Source organism: Phyllobacterium sp. NPDC097923 (genome assembly GCF_044760925.1).
In the GTDB taxonomy this organism is placed as follows: Bacteria; Pseudomonadota; Alphaproteobacteria; order Rhizobiales; family Rhizobiaceae; genus Phyllobacterium; species Phyllobacterium calauticae.
The window spans coordinates 155046-173274 of the sequence record NZ_JBIWBL010000006.1; the positions used below are offsets into that span (position 1 = coordinate 155046).

Annotated in this window: 15 protein-coding genes; 6 read left to right on the plus strand and 9 right to left on the minus strand. The window is 61.1% G+C overall.

Going from position 1 to position 18229, the window contains the following annotated elements; all coding sequences use genetic code 11:
- The first annotated feature begins 160 nt into the window (after positions 1-160).
- Positions 161-1933, plus strand: a complete 1773-nt coding sequence (locus ACIQWS_RS22550; RefSeq protein ID WP_403184491.1) for an adenylate/guanylate cyclase domain-containing protein — start codon at positions 161-163, stop codon at positions 1931-1933.
- A gap of 22 nt (positions 1934-1955) precedes the next feature.
- Here ACIQWS_RS22550 and ACIQWS_RS22555 read toward each other — a convergent pair whose 3' ends face one another.
- A complete protein-coding gene (locus tag ACIQWS_RS22555) occupies positions 1956-3452 on the minus strand; it encodes an MDR family MFS transporter (protein ID WP_403184493.1) in 1497 nt (498 codons plus the stop codon).
- A gap of 274 nt (positions 3453-3726) precedes the next feature.
- Between ACIQWS_RS22555 and ACIQWS_RS22560 the strand changes: the two genes are divergently transcribed.
- The 4 genes from ACIQWS_RS22560 (at position 3727) to ACIQWS_RS22575 (ending at position 6950) form a co-directional block, all read left to right on the plus strand.
- Positions 3727-5214, plus strand: coding sequence for a carboxypeptidase M32 (locus tag ACIQWS_RS22560; protein WP_403184496.1), 1488 nt, complete (start codon positions 3727-3729; stop codon positions 5212-5214).
- A 134-nt stretch (positions 5215-5348) separates the two neighbouring features.
- Positions 5349-5798, plus strand: a complete 450-nt coding sequence (gene msrB / locus ACIQWS_RS22565) for a peptide-methionine (R)-S-oxide reductase MsrB (RefSeq protein WP_288194906.1) — start codon at positions 5349-5351, stop codon at positions 5796-5798.
- A complete protein-coding gene (gene msrA, locus ACIQWS_RS22570) occupies positions 5795-6316 on the plus strand; it encodes a peptide-methionine (S)-S-oxide reductase MsrA (RefSeq protein WP_346307933.1) in 522 nt (173 codons plus the stop codon). Before msrB ends, msrA begins: the two co-directional genes overlap by 4 nt.
- Positions 6317-6350: 34 nt before the next feature.
- Complete coding sequence (locus tag ACIQWS_RS22575) at positions 6351-6950, plus strand: DUF922 domain-containing Zn-dependent protease (protein WP_403184500.1); 600 nt, start codon at positions 6351-6353, stop codon at positions 6948-6950.
- A gap of 6 nt (positions 6951-6956) precedes the next feature.
- Here the strand turns inward: ACIQWS_RS22575 and ACIQWS_RS22580 are convergent, their stop codons facing one another.
- From ACIQWS_RS22580 to ACIQWS_RS22600, 5 genes are all read right to left on the minus strand, one after another.
- Positions 6957-8123 carry a diphosphate--fructose-6-phosphate 1-phosphotransferase gene (locus ACIQWS_RS22580; protein WP_403184503.1) on the minus strand — a complete coding sequence of 389 codons (1167 nt, stop codon included), beginning with the start codon at positions 8121-8123 and terminating at the stop codon, positions 6957-6959.
- A gap of 33 nt (positions 8124-8156) precedes the next feature.
- Positions 8157-9683, minus strand: coding sequence for a glucose-6-phosphate dehydrogenase (gene zwf, locus ACIQWS_RS22585; RefSeq protein WP_403184505.1), 1527 nt, complete (start codon positions 9681-9683; stop codon positions 8157-8159).
- Between the two features lie 168 nt (positions 9684-9851).
- Complete coding sequence (locus ACIQWS_RS22590; RefSeq protein ID WP_288194913.1) at positions 9852-10046, minus strand: hypothetical protein; 195 nt, start codon at positions 10044-10046, stop codon at positions 9852-9854.
- 151 nt (positions 10047-10197) lie between these two features.
- Complete coding sequence (locus tag ACIQWS_RS22595; protein ID WP_403184508.1) at positions 10198-10716, minus strand: SixA phosphatase family protein; 519 nt, start codon at positions 10714-10716, stop codon at positions 10198-10200.
- A gap of 110 nt (positions 10717-10826) precedes the next feature.
- Positions 10827-12260: an esterase-like activity of phytase family protein gene (locus ACIQWS_RS22600; protein WP_403184581.1), complete on the minus strand. Its 1434-nt coding sequence runs from the start codon at positions 12258-12260 to the stop codon at positions 10827-10829.
- A gap of 302 nt (positions 12261-12562) precedes the next feature.
- Here ACIQWS_RS22600 and ACIQWS_RS22605 point away from each other — a divergent pair, with 302 nt between their 5' ends.
- A complete protein-coding gene (locus ACIQWS_RS22605) occupies positions 12563-14170 on the plus strand; it encodes a CHAD domain-containing protein (RefSeq protein ID WP_346307938.1) in 1608 nt (535 codons plus the stop codon).
- Here the strand turns inward: ACIQWS_RS22605 and ACIQWS_RS22610 are convergent.
- The 3 genes from ACIQWS_RS22610 to ACIQWS_RS22620 all read right to left on the minus strand — a co-directional run bounded on the left by ACIQWS_RS22610 (position 14167) and on the right by ACIQWS_RS22620 (position 18229).
- Positions 14167-15723, minus strand: coding sequence for an EAL domain-containing protein (locus tag ACIQWS_RS22610; RefSeq protein WP_403184511.1), 1557 nt, complete (start codon positions 15721-15723; stop codon positions 14167-14169). The genes ACIQWS_RS22605 and ACIQWS_RS22610 overlap by 4 nt on opposite strands.
- 131 nt (positions 15724-15854) lie before the next feature.
- Positions 15855-16985, minus strand: a complete 1131-nt coding sequence (locus ACIQWS_RS22615; protein WP_403184513.1) for a glycosyltransferase family protein — start codon at positions 16983-16985, stop codon at positions 15855-15857.
- Positions 16982-18229 (minus strand): glycosyltransferase family 4 protein, encoded by a 1248-nt coding sequence (locus ACIQWS_RS22620; protein WP_403184515.1) that lies wholly within the window; start codon positions 18227-18229, stop codon positions 16982-16984. Before ACIQWS_RS22620 ends, ACIQWS_RS22615 begins: the two co-directional genes overlap by 4 nt.

Below are 18229 nucleotides of genomic sequence, written 5' to 3' on the forward strand. Positions count from 1 at the left end.
GCCATCGACGGGATTGCGGCTCAGGCAGATTGCTCTGCCTTTCCTTGCCACCGCCGCGGTGGCGGCTTGCCGATTGCATTTCTGATCACCTGTTTCACATGGACTTGGCTGGCATAGACTCATAAAGTCGGTTGCAGAGCCATTCAGATGGGGAGCAGTGTTGGCTATCGACCGCGTTGCACGCAAACTGGTTGCCATTCTGGCAATCGATATGGTCAGTTATTCGCGCCATATGGAAACCGACGAGGCCGCCACGATAGCGCGCATGCGCGTTCATCGTCAGCAGTTGATCGATCCGGTTCTGCGGGAACACAATGGACGCATCGTCAAGACGACGGGCGACGGGCTGCTTGTCGAATTCGGCAGCGTTGTCGACGCGGTCGAAAGTGCGGTTCTGATCCAGCGCGGCGTGGCGGACGCCGAAGCGGACATGCCGCGGGAACACCGCATTCAGTATCGTGCAGGCATCAACATAGGCGATATCGTCATTGACGGTGATGATATCTTTGGCGACGGCGTCAATATCGCCGCAAGGATGGAAGCCTTGGCTGAACCGGGTGGAATCTCGATCACCGCGAATGTGTTTGAACAGGTCGCGGGCAAGGTGGCCTTTACCTTTGAAGATCTTGGCGAACGGCAGGTCAAGAACATCAGGAAGCGCATACGCGTCTACCGGGTCGTGCTGGAGATCATGGCGGGTGCCAAACGCCCCCGATCCGATGCGCCATCGGCCGACGATGTCGCCAAGCCGGCCATAGCCGTCCTGCCGTTCCAGGATATGAGTGCCGACAAGGACCAGGAGTATTTTGCCGACGGTATCGCCGAAGACATCATTACGGGTCTGGCGCGCAACCAGGCATTCTTCGTCATCGCCCGCAATTCATCCTTTACCTACAGGGGCGGTGCCGTTGACATAAAGCAGGTCGCCGGGGAGCTTGGTGTGCGCTATGTGCTGGAAGGCAGCGTGCGGCGCAGCGGGCCCCGGGTCCGGATCACCGCGCAGCTGATCGACGCGGCGACCGGCAATCACATCTGGGCCGAGCAGTTCGACCGGCAGATGGATGACATCTTCGCTGTCCAGGACGACATCACGGCAAGCATTGTCGGCGTGGTGACGCCCGAACTCATCGGCGCGGAGATGAAGCGGGCTCGCAGGAAAGACCCCGCCAACCTCAGCGCGTGGGATTATGTCATGCGAGCGAACTGGCATGCCTGGCGCTGGACAAGGGAAGACAGCGCGGCAGCCAAGGATTTTGCCCTGAAGGCAATAGCCCTTGATCCGAACCTGGCACGGGCACGGGTGGTGCATGCCATGTGCGATATCATCGATGTGCTGTACGCCTGGAGCCCCAATCCGCCGCAGGCCATGAACGAAGCCCACGAGATGGCGCGCGTCGCGGTTGAACTGGATGAGCGGGATGCCGAAGCGCATACGATCCTCGGTTCGGTCGCCCTGTTCATGCGGCGGTTCGACGATGCCCGGCGATGCCTGGAAACGGCCATCGATATCAATCCCAATCTGGCGTTCGCACGCATGTGGGGCGGCGGATATTATGCGCTGGCCGGTGAAAGCGGCAATGCACGCGAAACCCTGAAGATGGCCATACGGCTCAGCCCGCGCGACCCGGCCAATTACTGGACCTTCGCATTTTTTGGCATGGCCGAGTTTGCCGACGGGCTTTATGACGCTGCGGCGGAGTGGGCGCGCAAGGCGCTGCATCTCAATCCCAATTTTCCGACCGGTCACAGGGTTCTTCTGGCGGCACTCGGTGAGATGGGCAATGCAGACGCGACGCGTGCCGCGCTTGACCGCCTTCTCCATGTCGCCCCGGGGACCAGCATTGCCACGACGCGTGCCGGAGTCCCCTGGCGAAACCCCGAGCATTTGCAGCGCTATCTCGATGCGCTGCGCAAGGCAGGGCTGCCGGAGTGATGCGGCAACCCTGACATTGCCGTCAGGACGACAGTGCCTCCTGCATCTCGGTTTGTGTCGGCGGCTTGCGGCCGGCCTCGCGTGAAACCGGGATCAGCCAGGTCGTGGCAAAGGTGAGGATGGCAACGGTGAACACCCCCCAGAAACTCCAGTGCAGGGCGGAGTGAAACACCAGGCGGATGGCAGGGTTCGTCGCCAGGCTGGACAGGCCCGATGGCTGGTTGATCACCTCGTGCAGTTTGTTGGCAAGATCGCCGCTGCCAAAATGCGCAATCCCGATATTGAGTATGGCGCCGAGGGTTGTTGCGCCGAGGGTGTTGCCGAGGCTGCGCGAGAAGATGATCGATGCCGTGGCACTGCCGCGCATCGACCATTCGACACTTTCCTGTACCAGAACGACGCTGGTGACGCTGATCAGTCCCATGCCGAAACCCATGAGGAAGGAACCGACGCCGGCAGGGACGGGGCTGCTTTCAGGCGTGAGGAAGAGCAGAAACGACGCGCCGATCGGAAACATCAGGCTGCCGGCGCGCAGGGTCCTGCGGATTCCAAACGCGCGAAACAGCCGGATGGATAGCATGACGGCGAGCGGCCAGCCGACGATGAGCATGGTCAGCGTGAAACCGGCAACCAGCGGCGAGCGCCCCAGCACGCCCTGCACATAGATCGGCAGGACGGTGGTCAACCCGATCAGCGCCATGCCGGCGAGAAGCGTCGCTGTGTTGCTGGTGGCGACGAGGCGGCGGCTCCACAGGGCAAGCGAAATGATGGGCTCCGGCGCCCGGCGCTCCTGCATGAAGAACAGGATGGCAGTCACGATGAACACGGCAGCCAGCGCGGCGAGGATCGACAGATCGGCGTCCGTTTCGGTCAGGATGACCATCAGCGAGACGATGGCGATCGAAAACAGGATGGTGCCGAGATAGTCGATGCGGGCTTTGCGCGGCTCGATTTTTTCATGCAGGAACAGCGTAAAGCCGATGATCGTCAACAGGCCGATCGGCAGGTTGATCCAGAAGATCCACGCCCAGGAAAAATGATCCACGATCAGGCCGCCGGCGAGGGGGCCGGTTACGGCGGAAATTGCCCAGACGCTGGCCAGAATGCCCTGCACCTTGGCGCGTTCCTCAAGCCTGTAGAGATCGCCGACGATGGTCATCGTCACGGGCTGGATGGCTCCGGCGCCCAGCCCCTGCAGCAGGCGGAATGCGATCAATGACATCATCGACCAGGCAAAACCGGCCAGTGCCGAGCCGGCAAGGAAAATCACAATGCCGCCGATGAGCATGGGTTTGCGGCCGAAAATATCGGACAGCTTGCCGTAGATCACCGTTGTCGTCGACTGTGCCAGCAGGAAGGCCGAGAAGACCCAGCTGTAATAGGTGAAACCGCCGAGCTGCCCGACAATGCGCGGCATTGCCGTGGCAACGATGGTGGCTTCAATGGCGACCATGAATGTTGCCAGCATGATGGAGGCAACAATCAACGGACGTTTTGAACGTTCAACCGATTGAGACATGTGTTGTTCTGGCTTTCCACTCGCCGGGATAGTGGTTGACGGGTCACGGAAGACCTCAGGCGAGCTGTATATGTGCGGGATCGGGATCGGGTTGGCGGCAAGGGGCTCAAAATCGCGGCTTGCACGCCATACTTCAACGCCTCGAAACGCCGGTTGTCAATCTCCCCGATGCACACTCCTGACATCCCGGCGCGTGATTCAATCTTGCACTCGCCGGAAAATTGAAGTCCTCTCGGTCCCTGTTTTGAATCAGGATTCGCCCAAGGGGAACAGAATGTCCTTCCAGAAACTCGATGAACTCGGCCACAGGCTTGAAGCCCTGGAACACGCGCTCGCCATTCTCGGCGCCGACGAGGCCACTCATATGGCCGTTGGCGGCGGTGAAAAGCGGGCGGAAGCCATGGGCACGCTGGCGGGGATGTATCATCGCCAGGCGTCCGCGCCCGAAATCGCCGACTGGATCGATGCGGCGGAGCTGGAGGACCTCGACGAGGAGCAGGTCGCGGCTGTCAGGGAGTTCAAGCGGCACTATGTCAATCTGACCTGCCTGCCCGCTGATTTCGTTGAGCGCCAGACAAACACACGTATGCGCTGCGAGCAGTTGTGGCGCGACCTGCGTGCCAAGAATGACTGGGCCGGATTCCTGCCGGCGCTCGAAGGTGTCATTGCACTGGCGCGCGAAGAAGCAGCCATGCGCTCGCAGGTTCTTGGCCTTGGTCTTTACGATTCGATGATCGAGCAATATGACCCCGGCAATCGCACGGCGGATATCGCGCCGGTATTCGACACGTTGAAAACCTTCCTCAAGGACTTCGTGCCGGAGGCGCTGGCCGTGCAGGCGGAACGGCTGGCAAAACGCCCGCTGAAACCCTTGTCCGGTGTTTATCCGGTCGACAGGCAGCGTGAGCTTGGTCTTGCCATGATGGCGGCAGTTGGCTTCGATCTTTCCCATGGCAGCCTTTCCGTATCGCACCATCCGTTCTGTGGCGGCGTGCCGAGCGATGTGCGCATAACGACACGCTACCGGACGACGGAGTTTCTCTCCTCGCTGATGGGTGTGCTGCACGAAACCGGTCACGCGCTTTATGAACAGAACCTGCCGAAAAAGTGGTCGCATTGGCCGCTGGGGAAAGCGCGAGGAATGGCGGTGCACGAAAGCCAGAGCCTGTTTGTCGAAAAGCAGCTCGGCCGCAACCCCGCATTCTGGCAATGGGCTCTGCCGATTGTCGACAAATATCTGGGTGAATCCTGGTCCATGGATGACATCATTCCGCATGTTCACCGGGTCGAACGCGGTCTGATCCGGGTCGATGCCGACGAGGTGACCTATCCGCTGCATGTCATCTTGCGTTTCGAACTCGAACAGGACCTGGTCCAGGGCAGATTGCAGCCGGTTGACCTGCCCGAAGCATGGGATGCGAAGATGCGCGACTACCTCGGATTGTCGACGATTGATAATCCGGCCGACGGGCCCATGCAGGATGTGCACTGGGCAAGCGGCGCCTTTGGCTATTTCCCGTCCTATACCCTCGGGGCGATGATGGCTGCGCAACAATGGGCGGCGCTGACAAAGGAATACCCGGCTGCCGACAGGGATATGGCCAGGGGAGAGTTTGCGGCCATCAACGGCTGGCGGCGTGACAGGATCTGGTCTCAGGCATCGCGCTGGTCGACGCCGGAACTGCTTGAACGCGCCACCGGCGAAAAGCTCAACGCGGACCACTTCATCGGCCACATCCGGGCGCGCTATGGTGCGGTGTAAACGCTTGCAGCGGATGATGTTTGCGCCGTTCCGGGCTTGATAACCGGGGCGGGCGGACACAAATATGCACCAACACACCTCATGGTTGGCCGGACATGCCGCAATCACGCTGCCCCCTGATGGAAGGGAAACATATGCGCAAATATGAAAAGAACTCTGACGTGATCTCGAAACTCTCTCCGGAGCAGTTTCGTGTCACGCAGCAGAACGGGACCGAACGTCCCGGAACGGGCGAATATCTGGACAACAAGGAACCGGGCATTTACGTTGATATCGTTTCCGGCGAGCCCCTGTTTGCCTCATCCGACAAGTTTGAATCGGGATGCGGCTGGCCCAGTTTCACCAAGCCCATCGAGCCTGCCCATGTGAACGAGCTGCGCGACGACAGTTACGGCATGGTGCGCATTGAAGTGCGCTCCAGTCATGGCGACAGCCATCTCGGGCATGTTTTCCCCGATGGTCCGCAGGATCGCGGCGGGCTGCGCTACTGCATAAACTCGGCCTCGCTCCGGTTCGTCCATCGGGACGATATGGAGGCGGAGGGCTATGGAGCCTATCTCAACCAGGTGGAGGAAATCGGATGACAAGCGAACGCGCAGTCCTTGCCGGCGGTTGTTTCTGGGGCATGCAGGATCTGATCCGTCGTCATGACGGCGTCCTGTCGACCCGCGTCGGCTATTCCGGCGGTGATGTCGAGAACGCAACCTACCGCAACCATGGCACCCATGCGGAAGCCATCGAAATCATTTTCGATCCCGCGCGGATCAGCTATCGGAACATTCTGGAGTTCTTTTTCCAGATTCACGATCCTACGACGCTCAACCGCCAGGGCAATGATCTGGGATTGAGTTACCGCTCGGCGATTTTCTATGCGGATGAAGAGCAGAAGCGGATTGCCGAGGACACGATTGCCGATGTCGATGCGTCCGGTCTGTGGCCGGGAAAGGTCGTGACCGAGCTCGCACCGGTCGGTGATTTCTGGGAGGCGGAGCCGGAACACCAGGATTATCTGGAACGGTATCCCAACGGATATACCTGCCATTTCATCCGGCCCGGCTGGAAGCTTCCTGTGCGGGACAAGGCGGCAGCATCAGGAGCCTGATGCTGTTCGCCCGGATGTGACGGGAAGGGGCCACATGATAAAAATTGCGGGGTACTGCCTGGTTGCCGCCTGCCTCGTCGGCATGCCTGCGGCGGCACAGGCGGCGTGGAAAGCTGTCGAACAGGTGGAAACCTACGCCATTGCCGGAAAATCCGGTGCAGCGCTCTATGCGTCGATTGGCGAGCGGGGGCCTATCATCGCCGGCGCCACCCGGACAATCGCCCACACCAATTTCAAACTGACGTGGCAAAGGAAGTATGAGCGGCAGGGCAATGCCTGCACCCTGCTTGCCGCAACGCCGAAACTCATCATCACCTATACGCTACCGAAGCCCGCCGAACGGCTGCCGGCTGCGGTACAGGCCAACTGGGATACGTTCATTGCCGGTGTGCGCACCCATGAAGCCGTGCACGGCGAGACGATCAAGGACATGGTCAAGGGGATCGAGGCAGCGACCATCGGCCTGTCGGTGCCGGATGATCCCGGCTGCCGGAAAATCCGGGTCGAGATGACGAAGCGCCTTTCCGAGCTTTCCCTTGCCCAGCGCCAGAAGGGGCGGGATTTCGACCGGGTCGAGATGGGCGAGGGCGGCAACATCCAGCAGCTTGTGCTTCGCCTGGTCAATGGCGGGTGACGCCGCCTATGCGAGCGGCTCTGCGAGCGTGAAGCGCTTTGGCAGCAGCCGTTCGAAGTAGGCCCGGCACGGCGCTGAAATCCGGTTGCGCTCAGGCTCGAGAAAATCGTCCGGGATGTGGCGTGTTTTGCCGGCAACGCTGGCAAGCGGAACGATCTGCGGACGAGTGCTACCATTGGCATATTGCAGCGCCACCGACCCGCCGCCGCGCGCCGCCGTTTCGACGGCGAAGACTCCCGCCTCGAAAGCCTCTTGTGCGTCGGTCGCATTGGTTGTGGCGATATTGCCGCGCGGCAGGTAGCCGAACGTATCCACCCGTGCACGGGCGCCCGGCAGGCCGTCCCTGAGAAGCTGTTCGATGGCCATTCCCAATTCTCCGCCGGACAGGCGGATATTGCCATGGGCGTCGCGTTCAAGGCGATCGGCGGGAACAAGGTTTTCAACCACGGTGCGTCCATCCTCGCCGGTCACACCCTCCGACATGGCAATGATGCAGCGGCCGTGACGGCTCTGCGCTTCGCGCACGTCATCGATGAACCGTTTTGCCGAGAAAGCCCGCTCCGGCACATAGACAAGATGAGGCGCGCTCGCATCGTCATGCTGCCATGCGGCGGCCGCGGTGGTCAGGAATCCCGCATGGCGGCCCATGACGATCCCGACATAGATGCCGGGCAGCGCACGGAAGTCGAGATCGATACTGAGGAAAGCGCCAGCGATGAACTCGGCAGCGGAAATGAAACCGGGCGTGTGATCGCTCTCGACCAGATCATTGTCGATCGTCTTGGGTGCGTGAACGAAGGCAATATCCTTGCCAGCCGCGTCCACAAGGATCTGCTGGGTTCCGGCGGTATCGTTCCCGCCGATATTGATGAAGGCGGTCGCCCCGACCTGACGCAGGCTTTTCAGGATCGCCTCGCAATAGGCCGCATCGGGTTTGTCGCGCGTGCTCCCCAGCGCAGCACTCGGTGTTGCCGCGATCAGGCGCAGTTGTTGCTCCGGCAGAGCCGAGAGATCGACGAAGTTGCCGGCGCGAATACCGCGCACGCCATGCTTTGCACCGAGCACGCGGGCACCGGGATAACGTTTGCGCACCTCCAGCGTGGCGCCCGCAAGGGTCTGGTTGATGACTGCCGTCGGTCCGCCGCCCTGTGCAATTACGAATGTCTCGGTCATATCCGTCCCTCTCGTTTTTCTTGTCAGATCAAGTCAGGAAACCGTCGCTTTCACCCGGTGCTGCACATCGGGCTGGTGCCATTTTCGGCCATCGCGCTCGATCAGTGCATCGGCGCATTGCGGCCCCATGCTGCCCGCCGGATAGGGTTCAGGGCGTTGTGCCGATGTCGCCCACAGATCGAGGAAGGGCTGCACGGCCGCCCATCCCGCTTCGATGCTGTCGGCGCGCTGAAACAGGGTCTGATCGCCGACGAACAGATCGTAAAGCAGGGATTCATAGCCGGTCAATTTGCCGATATCAAAGAAATCCGCATAGTTGAAATCGAGGGATACCGGCACGGTCTCGACGGAAAGACCGGGCGACTTGATCGATATTTCGATGTGCAGGCCCTCGTCCGGCTGCACCTGGATGATCAGCCGGTTCGGTGTCAGGCGGCGCTGCGGCCCCATCCCCTTGAACTGGGCGAAGGGAACCTGACGGAAGGTGACGACGATCTCGGTATCGCGGGCCGTCATGGCCTTGCCGGTGCGCAGATAGAAGGGAACACCCGCCCAGCGCCATGTATCGACAAACAGCTTCAGGGCAACATAGGTCTCCGTTGCGCTGTCGCGCGTCACATCCGGGATATCCGTATAGTTCGGTATGGTTTTGCCGCTGGAAACCCCTGTTGTATAGGTGCCGCGCGCCGAGTTCTGCTCGGCTTCTTCGCCGGAGTAGATCCGCAGGGCTTTCAGGACCTTGCCCTTCTCGTCGCGGATTGCCTCGGCGTCAAAGCTGTTCGGCGGCTCCATGGCAACCATGGCAAGAAGCTGAAACAGATGGTTGGGCACCATGTCCCTGAGCGCGCCCGTTGCGTCGTAGAATTTGCCGCGGGTGCCGACATCGACGAGTTCGGCAGCGGTGATCTGGACGTGATCGATGAAATTGTTGCTCCACAGGGATTCGATCATCATGTTGGCAAACCGCGCCGTCATGATGTTCTGCACGGTTTCCTTGCCGAGGAAGTGGTCGACGCGATAGACCTGCGTTTCCGGCACGCGGTTCAATATCCTGGCATTGAGCGCCTTGGCCGAGGCGAGGTCGGTGCCGAACGGCTTTTCGATCACAAGGCGGCGGAAGGCACCATCCGTTTCTTTCAGCAGGTTGTGGTCGGCGAGCTTGTCGACGATATCGCCGAAGAACAGCGGTGGCACCGCAAGGTAATAGGCGGCGTTCCGCCCGGCCTGCGCTCCGAGCTGGCCGGCAATCTCGGCATAGATGGCATCCTGCGTGAAGTCGCCCTGCCGATAGAAGATGCGCGAGCGCAGCCCCTGCCATGTCTCGGCGCTGTAGTTGGCTTTGATGTTGGACGTCGCGAGAAAGTCTTCGAGCTTGGAGCGCAGCATTTCGTCATCGCCAGGTTCAATGCCGATGCCAAGGATCTGCAGGCTGTCGCTCACGAGACCGCTCTGCGTCATGTTGAGGACGGTGGGAACGAGCAGCCGCCGCGTCAGATCGCCCGTTGCGCCGAAGATGACCAGAGTGACGGGCGGAGCGGGCGCGATGGTCGGTTCAGTCACGGGAGCTCCTTTGGTTCAACACTGGGCACATGGTGGGTAGCGCGTGAGGGTCTTGGCCGGTTCGTTCCGAGAATGAACGGAATAACGCGCGGCGTGGCAAGCATTATCTTGCTGGCCTGCCACGATTTCATCCGCCAGGGGAAGTTGTTTTGTGATGCGCGTGGGGGCCTATTTGCCCTTGCCGAATTTGATGGGCTTGCCGTCAGGGTCCGAAAGCGCCGTCTTGATCGCATTGAGGAATGCTTCGGGATTGTCGATGGAAATGTTGACGCTCTTGGCTTCCTTGAACGGGTTGAGACCCGAAAGCTTGAGGTTGGCGGTTTCCTCTTCGTACCTGATTTCCTGAAGTTCTCTAAGGCGCATCCTGACGTCCAATCGCGGTTTGCAGTGAATGGTCCTGTCACATATTCGAAAAATGATTGTCATAATCAACAGCTGAAAGTTGAAATGACTGCCTCAGTGCAGCTATTTTGGCGCATGAACGCCCGTGGAATCGGGGTTTGGGCGAATGGTCTCACCCATGGCCGACCGTCCTCGGTGTCACAAAACGCTCCAGTTCCCCGGATTGATCGGCAAGATCGGACCAGCGCCCGGCGATGAAATCGATGACGGCTAGTCCCGCCGTGGGGTATTTCTGCCGGAGGCGGGTGAGATCGGCCTCCCGTCCCCTACCGGCGAGCCGAAGGGCTGCATCGTGCAACCCCGGATTATGGCCGACAACCAGCAATGTCCCGATCCCCGGCTCCACCGCCCTGACAACATCCAGGATCACCCGTGCTGGCGCCTCATAGATCCGCGGCTCCTCCCGCCAGCGTATATCGTCTCCGATGATGGGACGCAGCAGTTCCCATGTCTCCAGTGTCCGCCGTGCCGTGGAGATAAGGGCGAGATCCGGTATGAGTTCTTCTCCGGTCATATATCCTGCCATCAGGGGGCTGGCCCGGCGGCCGCGTTCGGCAAGCGGGCGGTCGTGGTCGTCAACACCATCCGGCCAGTCCGATTTGGCATGGCGAAGCAGGAGAAGTCGCAGCATCTGTTTTGCTCCATGGCACTTAGCTCACCCGATCATATAACATGAACGGGAATGCATGGAGGCTGGTATCATCGGAGAGGGCAATCCTCTCCGATGATATGTCGAACGGATTACTTATGCAGTCCGGGAATGGTGACCTGAAACACCTGGAACATTGTGTCGACATCGGCACCGCCCTCGGCCTTGTAGCTCGCGCCGACCTGAAAGCCGTCCTGGGTCAGGAAGTCATTGTCGTTGCCGACGAACAGGAAATAGTCGTTCGGCAGCTTGGGATCGAGGACGCTGACAAGTGACATGGCTTCCCATTTTTCCGACAGGTTGTTGCGGTCATTGGGCGCACCGTTATGCAGGCCGAAGCGCGACAGGTTCGCGTTGTCGTTGATATCAATGAAGGGGGTCAATGTTGCCGGCGTAATGGAAGGGTCGACGATGCCATTGGGTGCAACGGCCTTGTCGGCATCGAAGGCGCTTCCGGCGATATCGGTGGCCGCCGAGGTGTCGACGACGGTGATGTTGCGGTAGAGCGACGTGTCGCCGTCAAGGCCATAACCATTGCCGCTGTCGCGCGCCAGCATCAGGAATGCCTTGTCCGACAAAGCCACGATTTCGCTCTGCGCTGCCACGGCCTTCTTGCCCTTGGCATTGGTGAAGACGGGAAGCGGCACGACATATTCATGCACCAGCTTCAGATGGGCCGGATCGGCCGCGTCATAGATGAGGGCGCGGGTGTTCTGGCGGGTCGAACTGGAATCGCCGCCATCCTGCCGGGCGGCCGACTGGAGAACGGCGATCAGGAACTTGCCGTCGGGCGTCAGTGCCATGCCTTCCAGGCCCTGATTGTTCTGGCGGCCGGTATCGGGATCCTTCGGATCGGGCGCCTGAGCGCCGGGCCCCGGATTGTTGGAGGAGAAATTCGCCTTGCCATGGCGCATGGGAACCAGCGCTGCCGGAGGCTGGGTTGCCGACATCATGCGGCCTTCGGCGGAAAAGCGGTAAATATTCGGTCCATACTCGTCGCTGATGAACATCGTGCCGTCGGCGAGGCGGACGATTGCCTCATTGTCCAGGGATATCTTGCCATTGACGGCCTGCGGCAGCATGGGAAAATCCCCGGCAGCGGCGCGAACATCGGACTGCGGGTCGAGGCCGGTTGTATCGGCGCCCTTATCATCCACCAGCAGCAACGTGTCGGTGAGTGCAGCCTCGACGCCGCTCTGCTGCTTGTCGGCGGACGGTGTTGCGCCGGGCGCCACCGGCGTGAACCGGATCGACAGCATGTTGAGGCGGGGGCGATAGTCGGTTGTACCCGCCACATTGTAACCGCGGTCGGGCAGGAGCAGCATCGTGCCCTTGTAGCTGTTGCCATCGCGGCTCCAGTCGGCCGGGTTCATTGCCATGCCCGAGCCGGAACCGAAGGTTTCGCCGAATTTGTCGCGCTGATTGGCCGGAATTCGTCCAACGCCGACCAGCCCCTTGTTGACGAGCGTTGCACCGCTGATCGCAACCGAATTATCGGCAAAGGCTGCGGCCGGAAGTATGGCCATGGAGGTTGCAAGCAACCGCAACAGGATTGACGGCAGATGGCGCATGGAAAAATCCTTTGACAAGACAGTGTGGCGGGTGGTCTCGGGGTCGATCTTGGGAAGAGACCGCCCCCCGGAATCGCGCAAGGAGACCTTTCCGGTAGGGTCTAGAACCGGAATGTAATACGCGCATGACAGCGGCTATGGCCTTGGGTCCCGCTGGTCATCAGCCGGGCAACCCGGCTCAACAATATTTGCGCTACCAAGACGGCGCACACGCGATAGTATAGTCCGTGCAACGGGATGATCGACGGGAGCGGGGAATGGCTGGAGTTTCGGTTCACGCAACAGAGGACGGTGCGGGCGTCGGGACTGCTGCCGTTCCGCCGCGTGCCCCTGTCGAGATTGAGCTGAAGCTGCGGGCACCCGTGGGCATGCTCGATGAAATTCGCGCCTCCGCAGCGGTTCAGCAGGCCGCCCGCAACAAGGGCTTGATCCGGCGGCTTGATGCCACCTATTACGACACCTCAGATCACCGGCTGTTTGCGGCGGGATTGTCGCTGCGTGTCCGGCGTGAGGGCCGTCAACATGTGCAGACGGTCAAGCGGGCAGCAGATCACGGTTCTCTGCAACGCAATGAGTGGGAGACGGTGGTGAGCGGCATGGCGCCCGACCTTGCTCTGCTGCCGCTTGCCGACATCGGCGCGCCTTTGGACGGAATGACGGCGGATGAGCTGGCACCGGTTTTTGCGACCAGGGTCCGGCGGCATCTGCTGATGCTCGACCATCAGGATGCCCGGATCGAACTTGCGCTCGATGACGGCGTCATTGAATTCGGCGCGTCGCGCGTGCCGCTGTCGGAAGTCGAACTTGAGCTGAAGCAGGGGAAAGTCGCGGCGCTCTATCAGTTCGGTCTCAATCTGATGGACGTTGCGCCGCTTTGCCTGGAAACGCAGAGCAAATCGGCGCGGGGGTATGCGCTGGCGCTTGGCGATGAACCATCGGCGGTCAAGGCGGCACCGTCCGGCTTCGTCAGGTCTGATACGGTCGATGAGGCGATTGCCAAGCTTCTGACCAATTGCCAGCAGCAGATCGTGGCCAATCTTAGCGCCAGTCAAACCGGGCAGGAGCCGGAAGGCGTCCACCAGTTGCGCGTCGCGCTCCGGCGATTGCGCGTGGCGCTGCATTTTCTCTGCCGTGAGTTGCAGGCGCCGTCGCTGGAGAACCTCAGCACCGAGGCAAAACTGTTCGGGCAGGCGCTGGGTCCCGCCCGAAACTGGGACGTTTTCCTGCATTCGACCCTGGCGGAGATTGAGGAAGCCAACCTGCCGCACATCAATATATCCGCCTTCCGTGCGGCATGCATGTCCTCCCACGATCAGGCCTACCAGACCGTCCGGCATATCATCGGCGATCCCAGGACCAACCGGTTCCTGTTGTCCCTGGGGCTGGTGATCGAACAGAGGAGCTGGCGCAACGATATTGCCAGCGAGGATTTGCGCATCCTGACCGAGCCGCTGGGGCAGTTTGCGGCGCGGGTGCTGGACCGGATAGAACGGCAGGTCCGCAGACGGGGGCACGGCTTTCGCCATCTTCACGCCGATGCGCGCCATCGGCTGCGCCTTGGCCTGAAGCGCTTGCGCTATGCCGCGGAGTTTTTTCTGCCGCTCTATTCCAGCCGGCCGGTGACCGCAAAATACCTGAAGCGTCTGTCGCGGCTGCAGGACCTTCTGGGCGAGGCGAACGACATCAAGAGCGCGCATGAACTCATGGATACGCTCGACCATGATTCCCTCGGCGCGGAGGCAAACCGGGCCGTCGGGGCCATCATCGGCTGGCAGGGGCACCGCCAGGCGGCGGGCGGCGAACAGCTGATCGGCAGATGGCGCGCGTTCAAGGACACCGCGCCGTTCTGGGCTCCGCGGCCCTAGAACTTTTCCTGCACCAGTTCCTGCAGCGCGGCGGCACTGACCGGCTTGCTGTAAAACCATCCCTGACCGTCGATCGGCGTTTGCAGTCCGGCGAAGTAGTCCCGCTGCGTGGCTGTCTCGATGCCTTCGACAACGATTCCGAGGTTGAGGACACGGGCCATGTCGATGATCTGTGGGACAATCGAGACCGTCACCGAGCCGGTTCCGATCGTCTGGGTGAATGATTTATCGATCTTGATGCCATCGACATTGAGGTTGCCGAGATAGGCGAGGCTGGAATAGCCGGTGCCGAAATCATCGATGTAGATTCGGTGGCCGCGCGCGCGCAGTGTCCGGATGGCGTCGACCGCAGCGGCGGCATTGGCCGTTGATCGCTCGGTAATTTCAAGGCCGAGCTGTTCGCTTCCGACATTGGCCTGCCGCAGGCGCTGTTCCAGCGCCGAAGCAAATGCCGGATCGACAAGGTCGGCAGCGGATATGTTGACGTTGATGCGGAAGGTCCGGTCCGCTTGCAGGAAGGTATTCATATCAGCCAGAACGCGTTCGAGGACATAAAGCGTGATGCGTTTGATCAGCCCTTCGTCTTCGGCTACCGGTATGAAGATGTCCGGCGAGATGGTGTCCTTGCCATCCGTCCAGCGCACCAGTGCCTCGGCACTGCGCGGCGTGTTCGTCCCGATATCGACAATGGGCTGGTACACGACGGTAAGACGCCGCTTGTCGAGGGCCTGGGCCAGTCTGGCGCCGAGCGAAAGGCGCTTGCGCTGCAGAAGGAGGATGATCAGGGCGAGCGCGCCGCCCAGGGTGCCGCCAAGCCCGGTGATGCTGGCCTCGATGGGGAACGCGTCCTCCTCCAGGTCTTTGACATGGGCCTGCAGGGAAACGCATGCCCGTTCGCCGCAGAGATTGCGAAAGACGATATCGCCATCCCGCCCGGCACCCTCCGGCAGTTTTTCACGCCGCTTTCCCGCATTCAGCCCGCCGAACATCGCGACGGGGTTTTGCGCGCCGGGCGGCTTGAACAGGATGCCGAAACTATAGTTCGGATCGGTCATGGCGTCGAATGCGGTGGGGTCGAGCACCACATTCGCATTCCCCCTGCCGATGATGGGCGCCGTGGTGTTGGAAATGGCCAGGGGCGTATTGGCGTAGACAAGCGTGCCGTCATTCGTTGCCAGATCCGGCTTGGCGAGCGGGGTGGGCTTGGCTGACCCGAAGACGGCGGAACAATGAAACGCGCCATCCCGCACGCGTCCGATGTCCTTCAGATACTTCGTATCGAAAAGCGCATCGCGCAGGTGGTTGATCTCATCGTTCGAACAGAATGGAAAACCGGTTTCATTTGCCATGGACAGGATCGTATTCGCCTCGGCGAAAACGAAGTCGGCGCGTTTCAGCAGCTGGTTCGACAGGGACAGCATGTGCCCGCGGTCGCTGCGGATAATGACAAGCCTGCCGATCCATGATCCGGCGAGGCTTCCCAGCACAATGAGAGCGATGGCTAGAGTAATTTGCGGCACAATCCGCCATTTAAAGGATCGTATTACTGGCATTCACGTGATCTCATCCGCACTATATTTGGGTGACTGTATCGCAGGCGGGATAACAAGTGGTAATGAACCAGAAATTCTCCGCTCGGATTTCGGATGTATCAAACGCTACTGTTGCCGGGAGCCTGACTGCGCTACAGCATGTCCCGCAGCAGCTTTGCAGTGTGTGCCGCTCCGTTCAGATCGAGACGATGGCTGCCCGGTCTGGGCTGTGCGAGCGATGCCTCGATGGTCTCGCCGAGCAGGCGCCCGGTCAAGCCGTTTTCAGGCAGGGCCACGGCCAGCCCAAGCGCCGCGAGGCGGTTTGCCCGCACTGTCTGTTCGGTTTCGCCGCCCGCGGTGAATGGTACGAGGATCGAACGGCATTGCGCGCGCAGCACGTCGCAGACTGTATTGTACCCGGCTTGCGATATGGAAAGCGCTGCGCCGCGCAGCAGGGAAGGGAAGTCCTTGCGGAAACGCACCACGCTGACATTGTCGGGCACGGCGTGTGAAAGTGCCGCGAAATCGGCTTCCGGCAGATTGGGCCCGGTTATCAGGCACCAGCGGCCGCGATGGTTCGAGGTCCTCGCCGCTTCGAGGGCCGCGCGGATCAGATCAAGGCCGACGGCGCCGCCGCCGGCGGAAACGACGATGTCGAAGCTTTCCGCCGGGAGCGCGGCAACGGGCGCAGCCACGAGGCCGGTATAGATGATCTTGCCGGCAATCTCGGCGGCCAGCGGAAATGTCTCGGGCAGGGTGACGAAATCCGGGTCGCCATGGACGAGCACATGATCGAAATGCGCCTTGATCAGCGCAACGGTTTCCTCATCCCGTCCGGGTTTGGACCGTTCCTGCAATATGTCCCGCACGGAGGTCAGGAGTTTGGGCCGGGGGGAGGTGGCTAATATGGCGTCGAGCAGCGGCAGCAGTTCGAAGCGCATTTGCCTGCGGCCAAAGGGAAAGGCCTCGATGATGACAATATCAGGCCGGACGGCATGAAATGTCTCGAGCAGCAGATCCCGGCGGCGGTGGAGAAAGTCCTCGTCAACCGGGTTGCCGTGCTCGTCGGCCAAGCCGGAAAAACCGGCATTGCTGGCGACAACGGCGGGTAGGGCCACGGATTTGACGTCGGGGCCCGGAAATCCCGGAACAGGCAATCCGCCGGTGACGACCATCACATCGAATGCATTGCGGGCCAGCGCTGCGGCAATGCGGCTGACACGCGCAAGGTGGCCGATGCCGAGAAGATGCTGAACATAGAAGAGCACACGGGGAGCGGTCATTCCGTCCTTTGCCATTCGGTTTCAAACAGGTTGGTCAATTGCCGGATACTCGAATTATGGTCGAAGTGTTCGCGCACGCGCGTTTCGGCCGCCCGGCCGAGACGATGGCGCAGGTCCGGCGCGCGGATTGCTTCCTCCAGCGCCCGGGCCAGGGATTCCGGATCTTCCGGCGGCACGACAAAACCGTTTTCCCCGTCAGTCAGCAGTTCCGGAACGCCGGAAATATTGGTGGAGATACAGACAAGATTCTGGCTTGAGGCTTCCACGAGAACATTGGGCAGGCCGTCGCGGTCACCGTCCGCCGCAATCCGGCAGGCCAGAGCGAAAATATCGGCGCGGCGATAATGCTCCAGCACCTCTTCCTGTGCGAGCGCGCCTTTCCAGGTGATGCGATCGGCAATGCCAAGTTTCTGCGCCAGCGGTTTGAGCCTGGTCAGCTGGTCGCCGCCCCCGATATGCACGAACGTCCAGTTGAGATCGCGGGGCAAGGCCGCCAGCGCGCGCATGAGGACGTCATAGCCCTTCTTTTCCACCGCGCGTCCGACGCTCAGGATCTGCACCGGGTCTGCCGGGTTCGAACCGTTGCGGCCCGATCGCGCGCCGGTGAAATGGCCGAACCGCGCCAGATCGAGACCGTGATAGCTCAGGTGCACCTGTTCCCGGCGATCGGTCAGCCCACGCATGTGTTCATAGCCGCTGCGGGTGCAGGTGACGCTCCAGCGGGCCTCCGCCAGCTTTTCCGTCAGTTCCCAGTCCGGCGAAGTCCAGATGTCCTTGGCGTGGGCTGAGCAGGTCCACGGCACGCCGGTCATGATGCTGGCATAGGCGGTCACCGAAGCAGGCGTGTGGATGAAGTGCGCATGCAGCCATTCGCCCGCATCGGGCCATTCATGGGCAAGCACAAGCGCCTGGCCCAGGCGGCGGAACCGGTTGCGGGTGACATCGCGGCGCAGATCGGTCCAGAAGCGCCGCAGCAGCGGTTTGAAGCCCGGCTTCGACCAGCCGGCAAACAGTGCCCGCAGCACCCGCAGAGGCTCCTCGTGCAGATATTCCGGCAGATAGACGACCCGCGCCCTGATCTCGTCATGGATGGGATGACGCTTCTTGTCCGTCGGCTTGCGCATCGAAATGAGCGTGAGGTCGAAACCGGCGCGCTCCAGCCCGAGCAATTCCTGGGCGATAAAGGTTTCCGACAGGCGCGGATAACCCTTCAGCACCACCAGTGTTTTACGGCGTATGGGCAA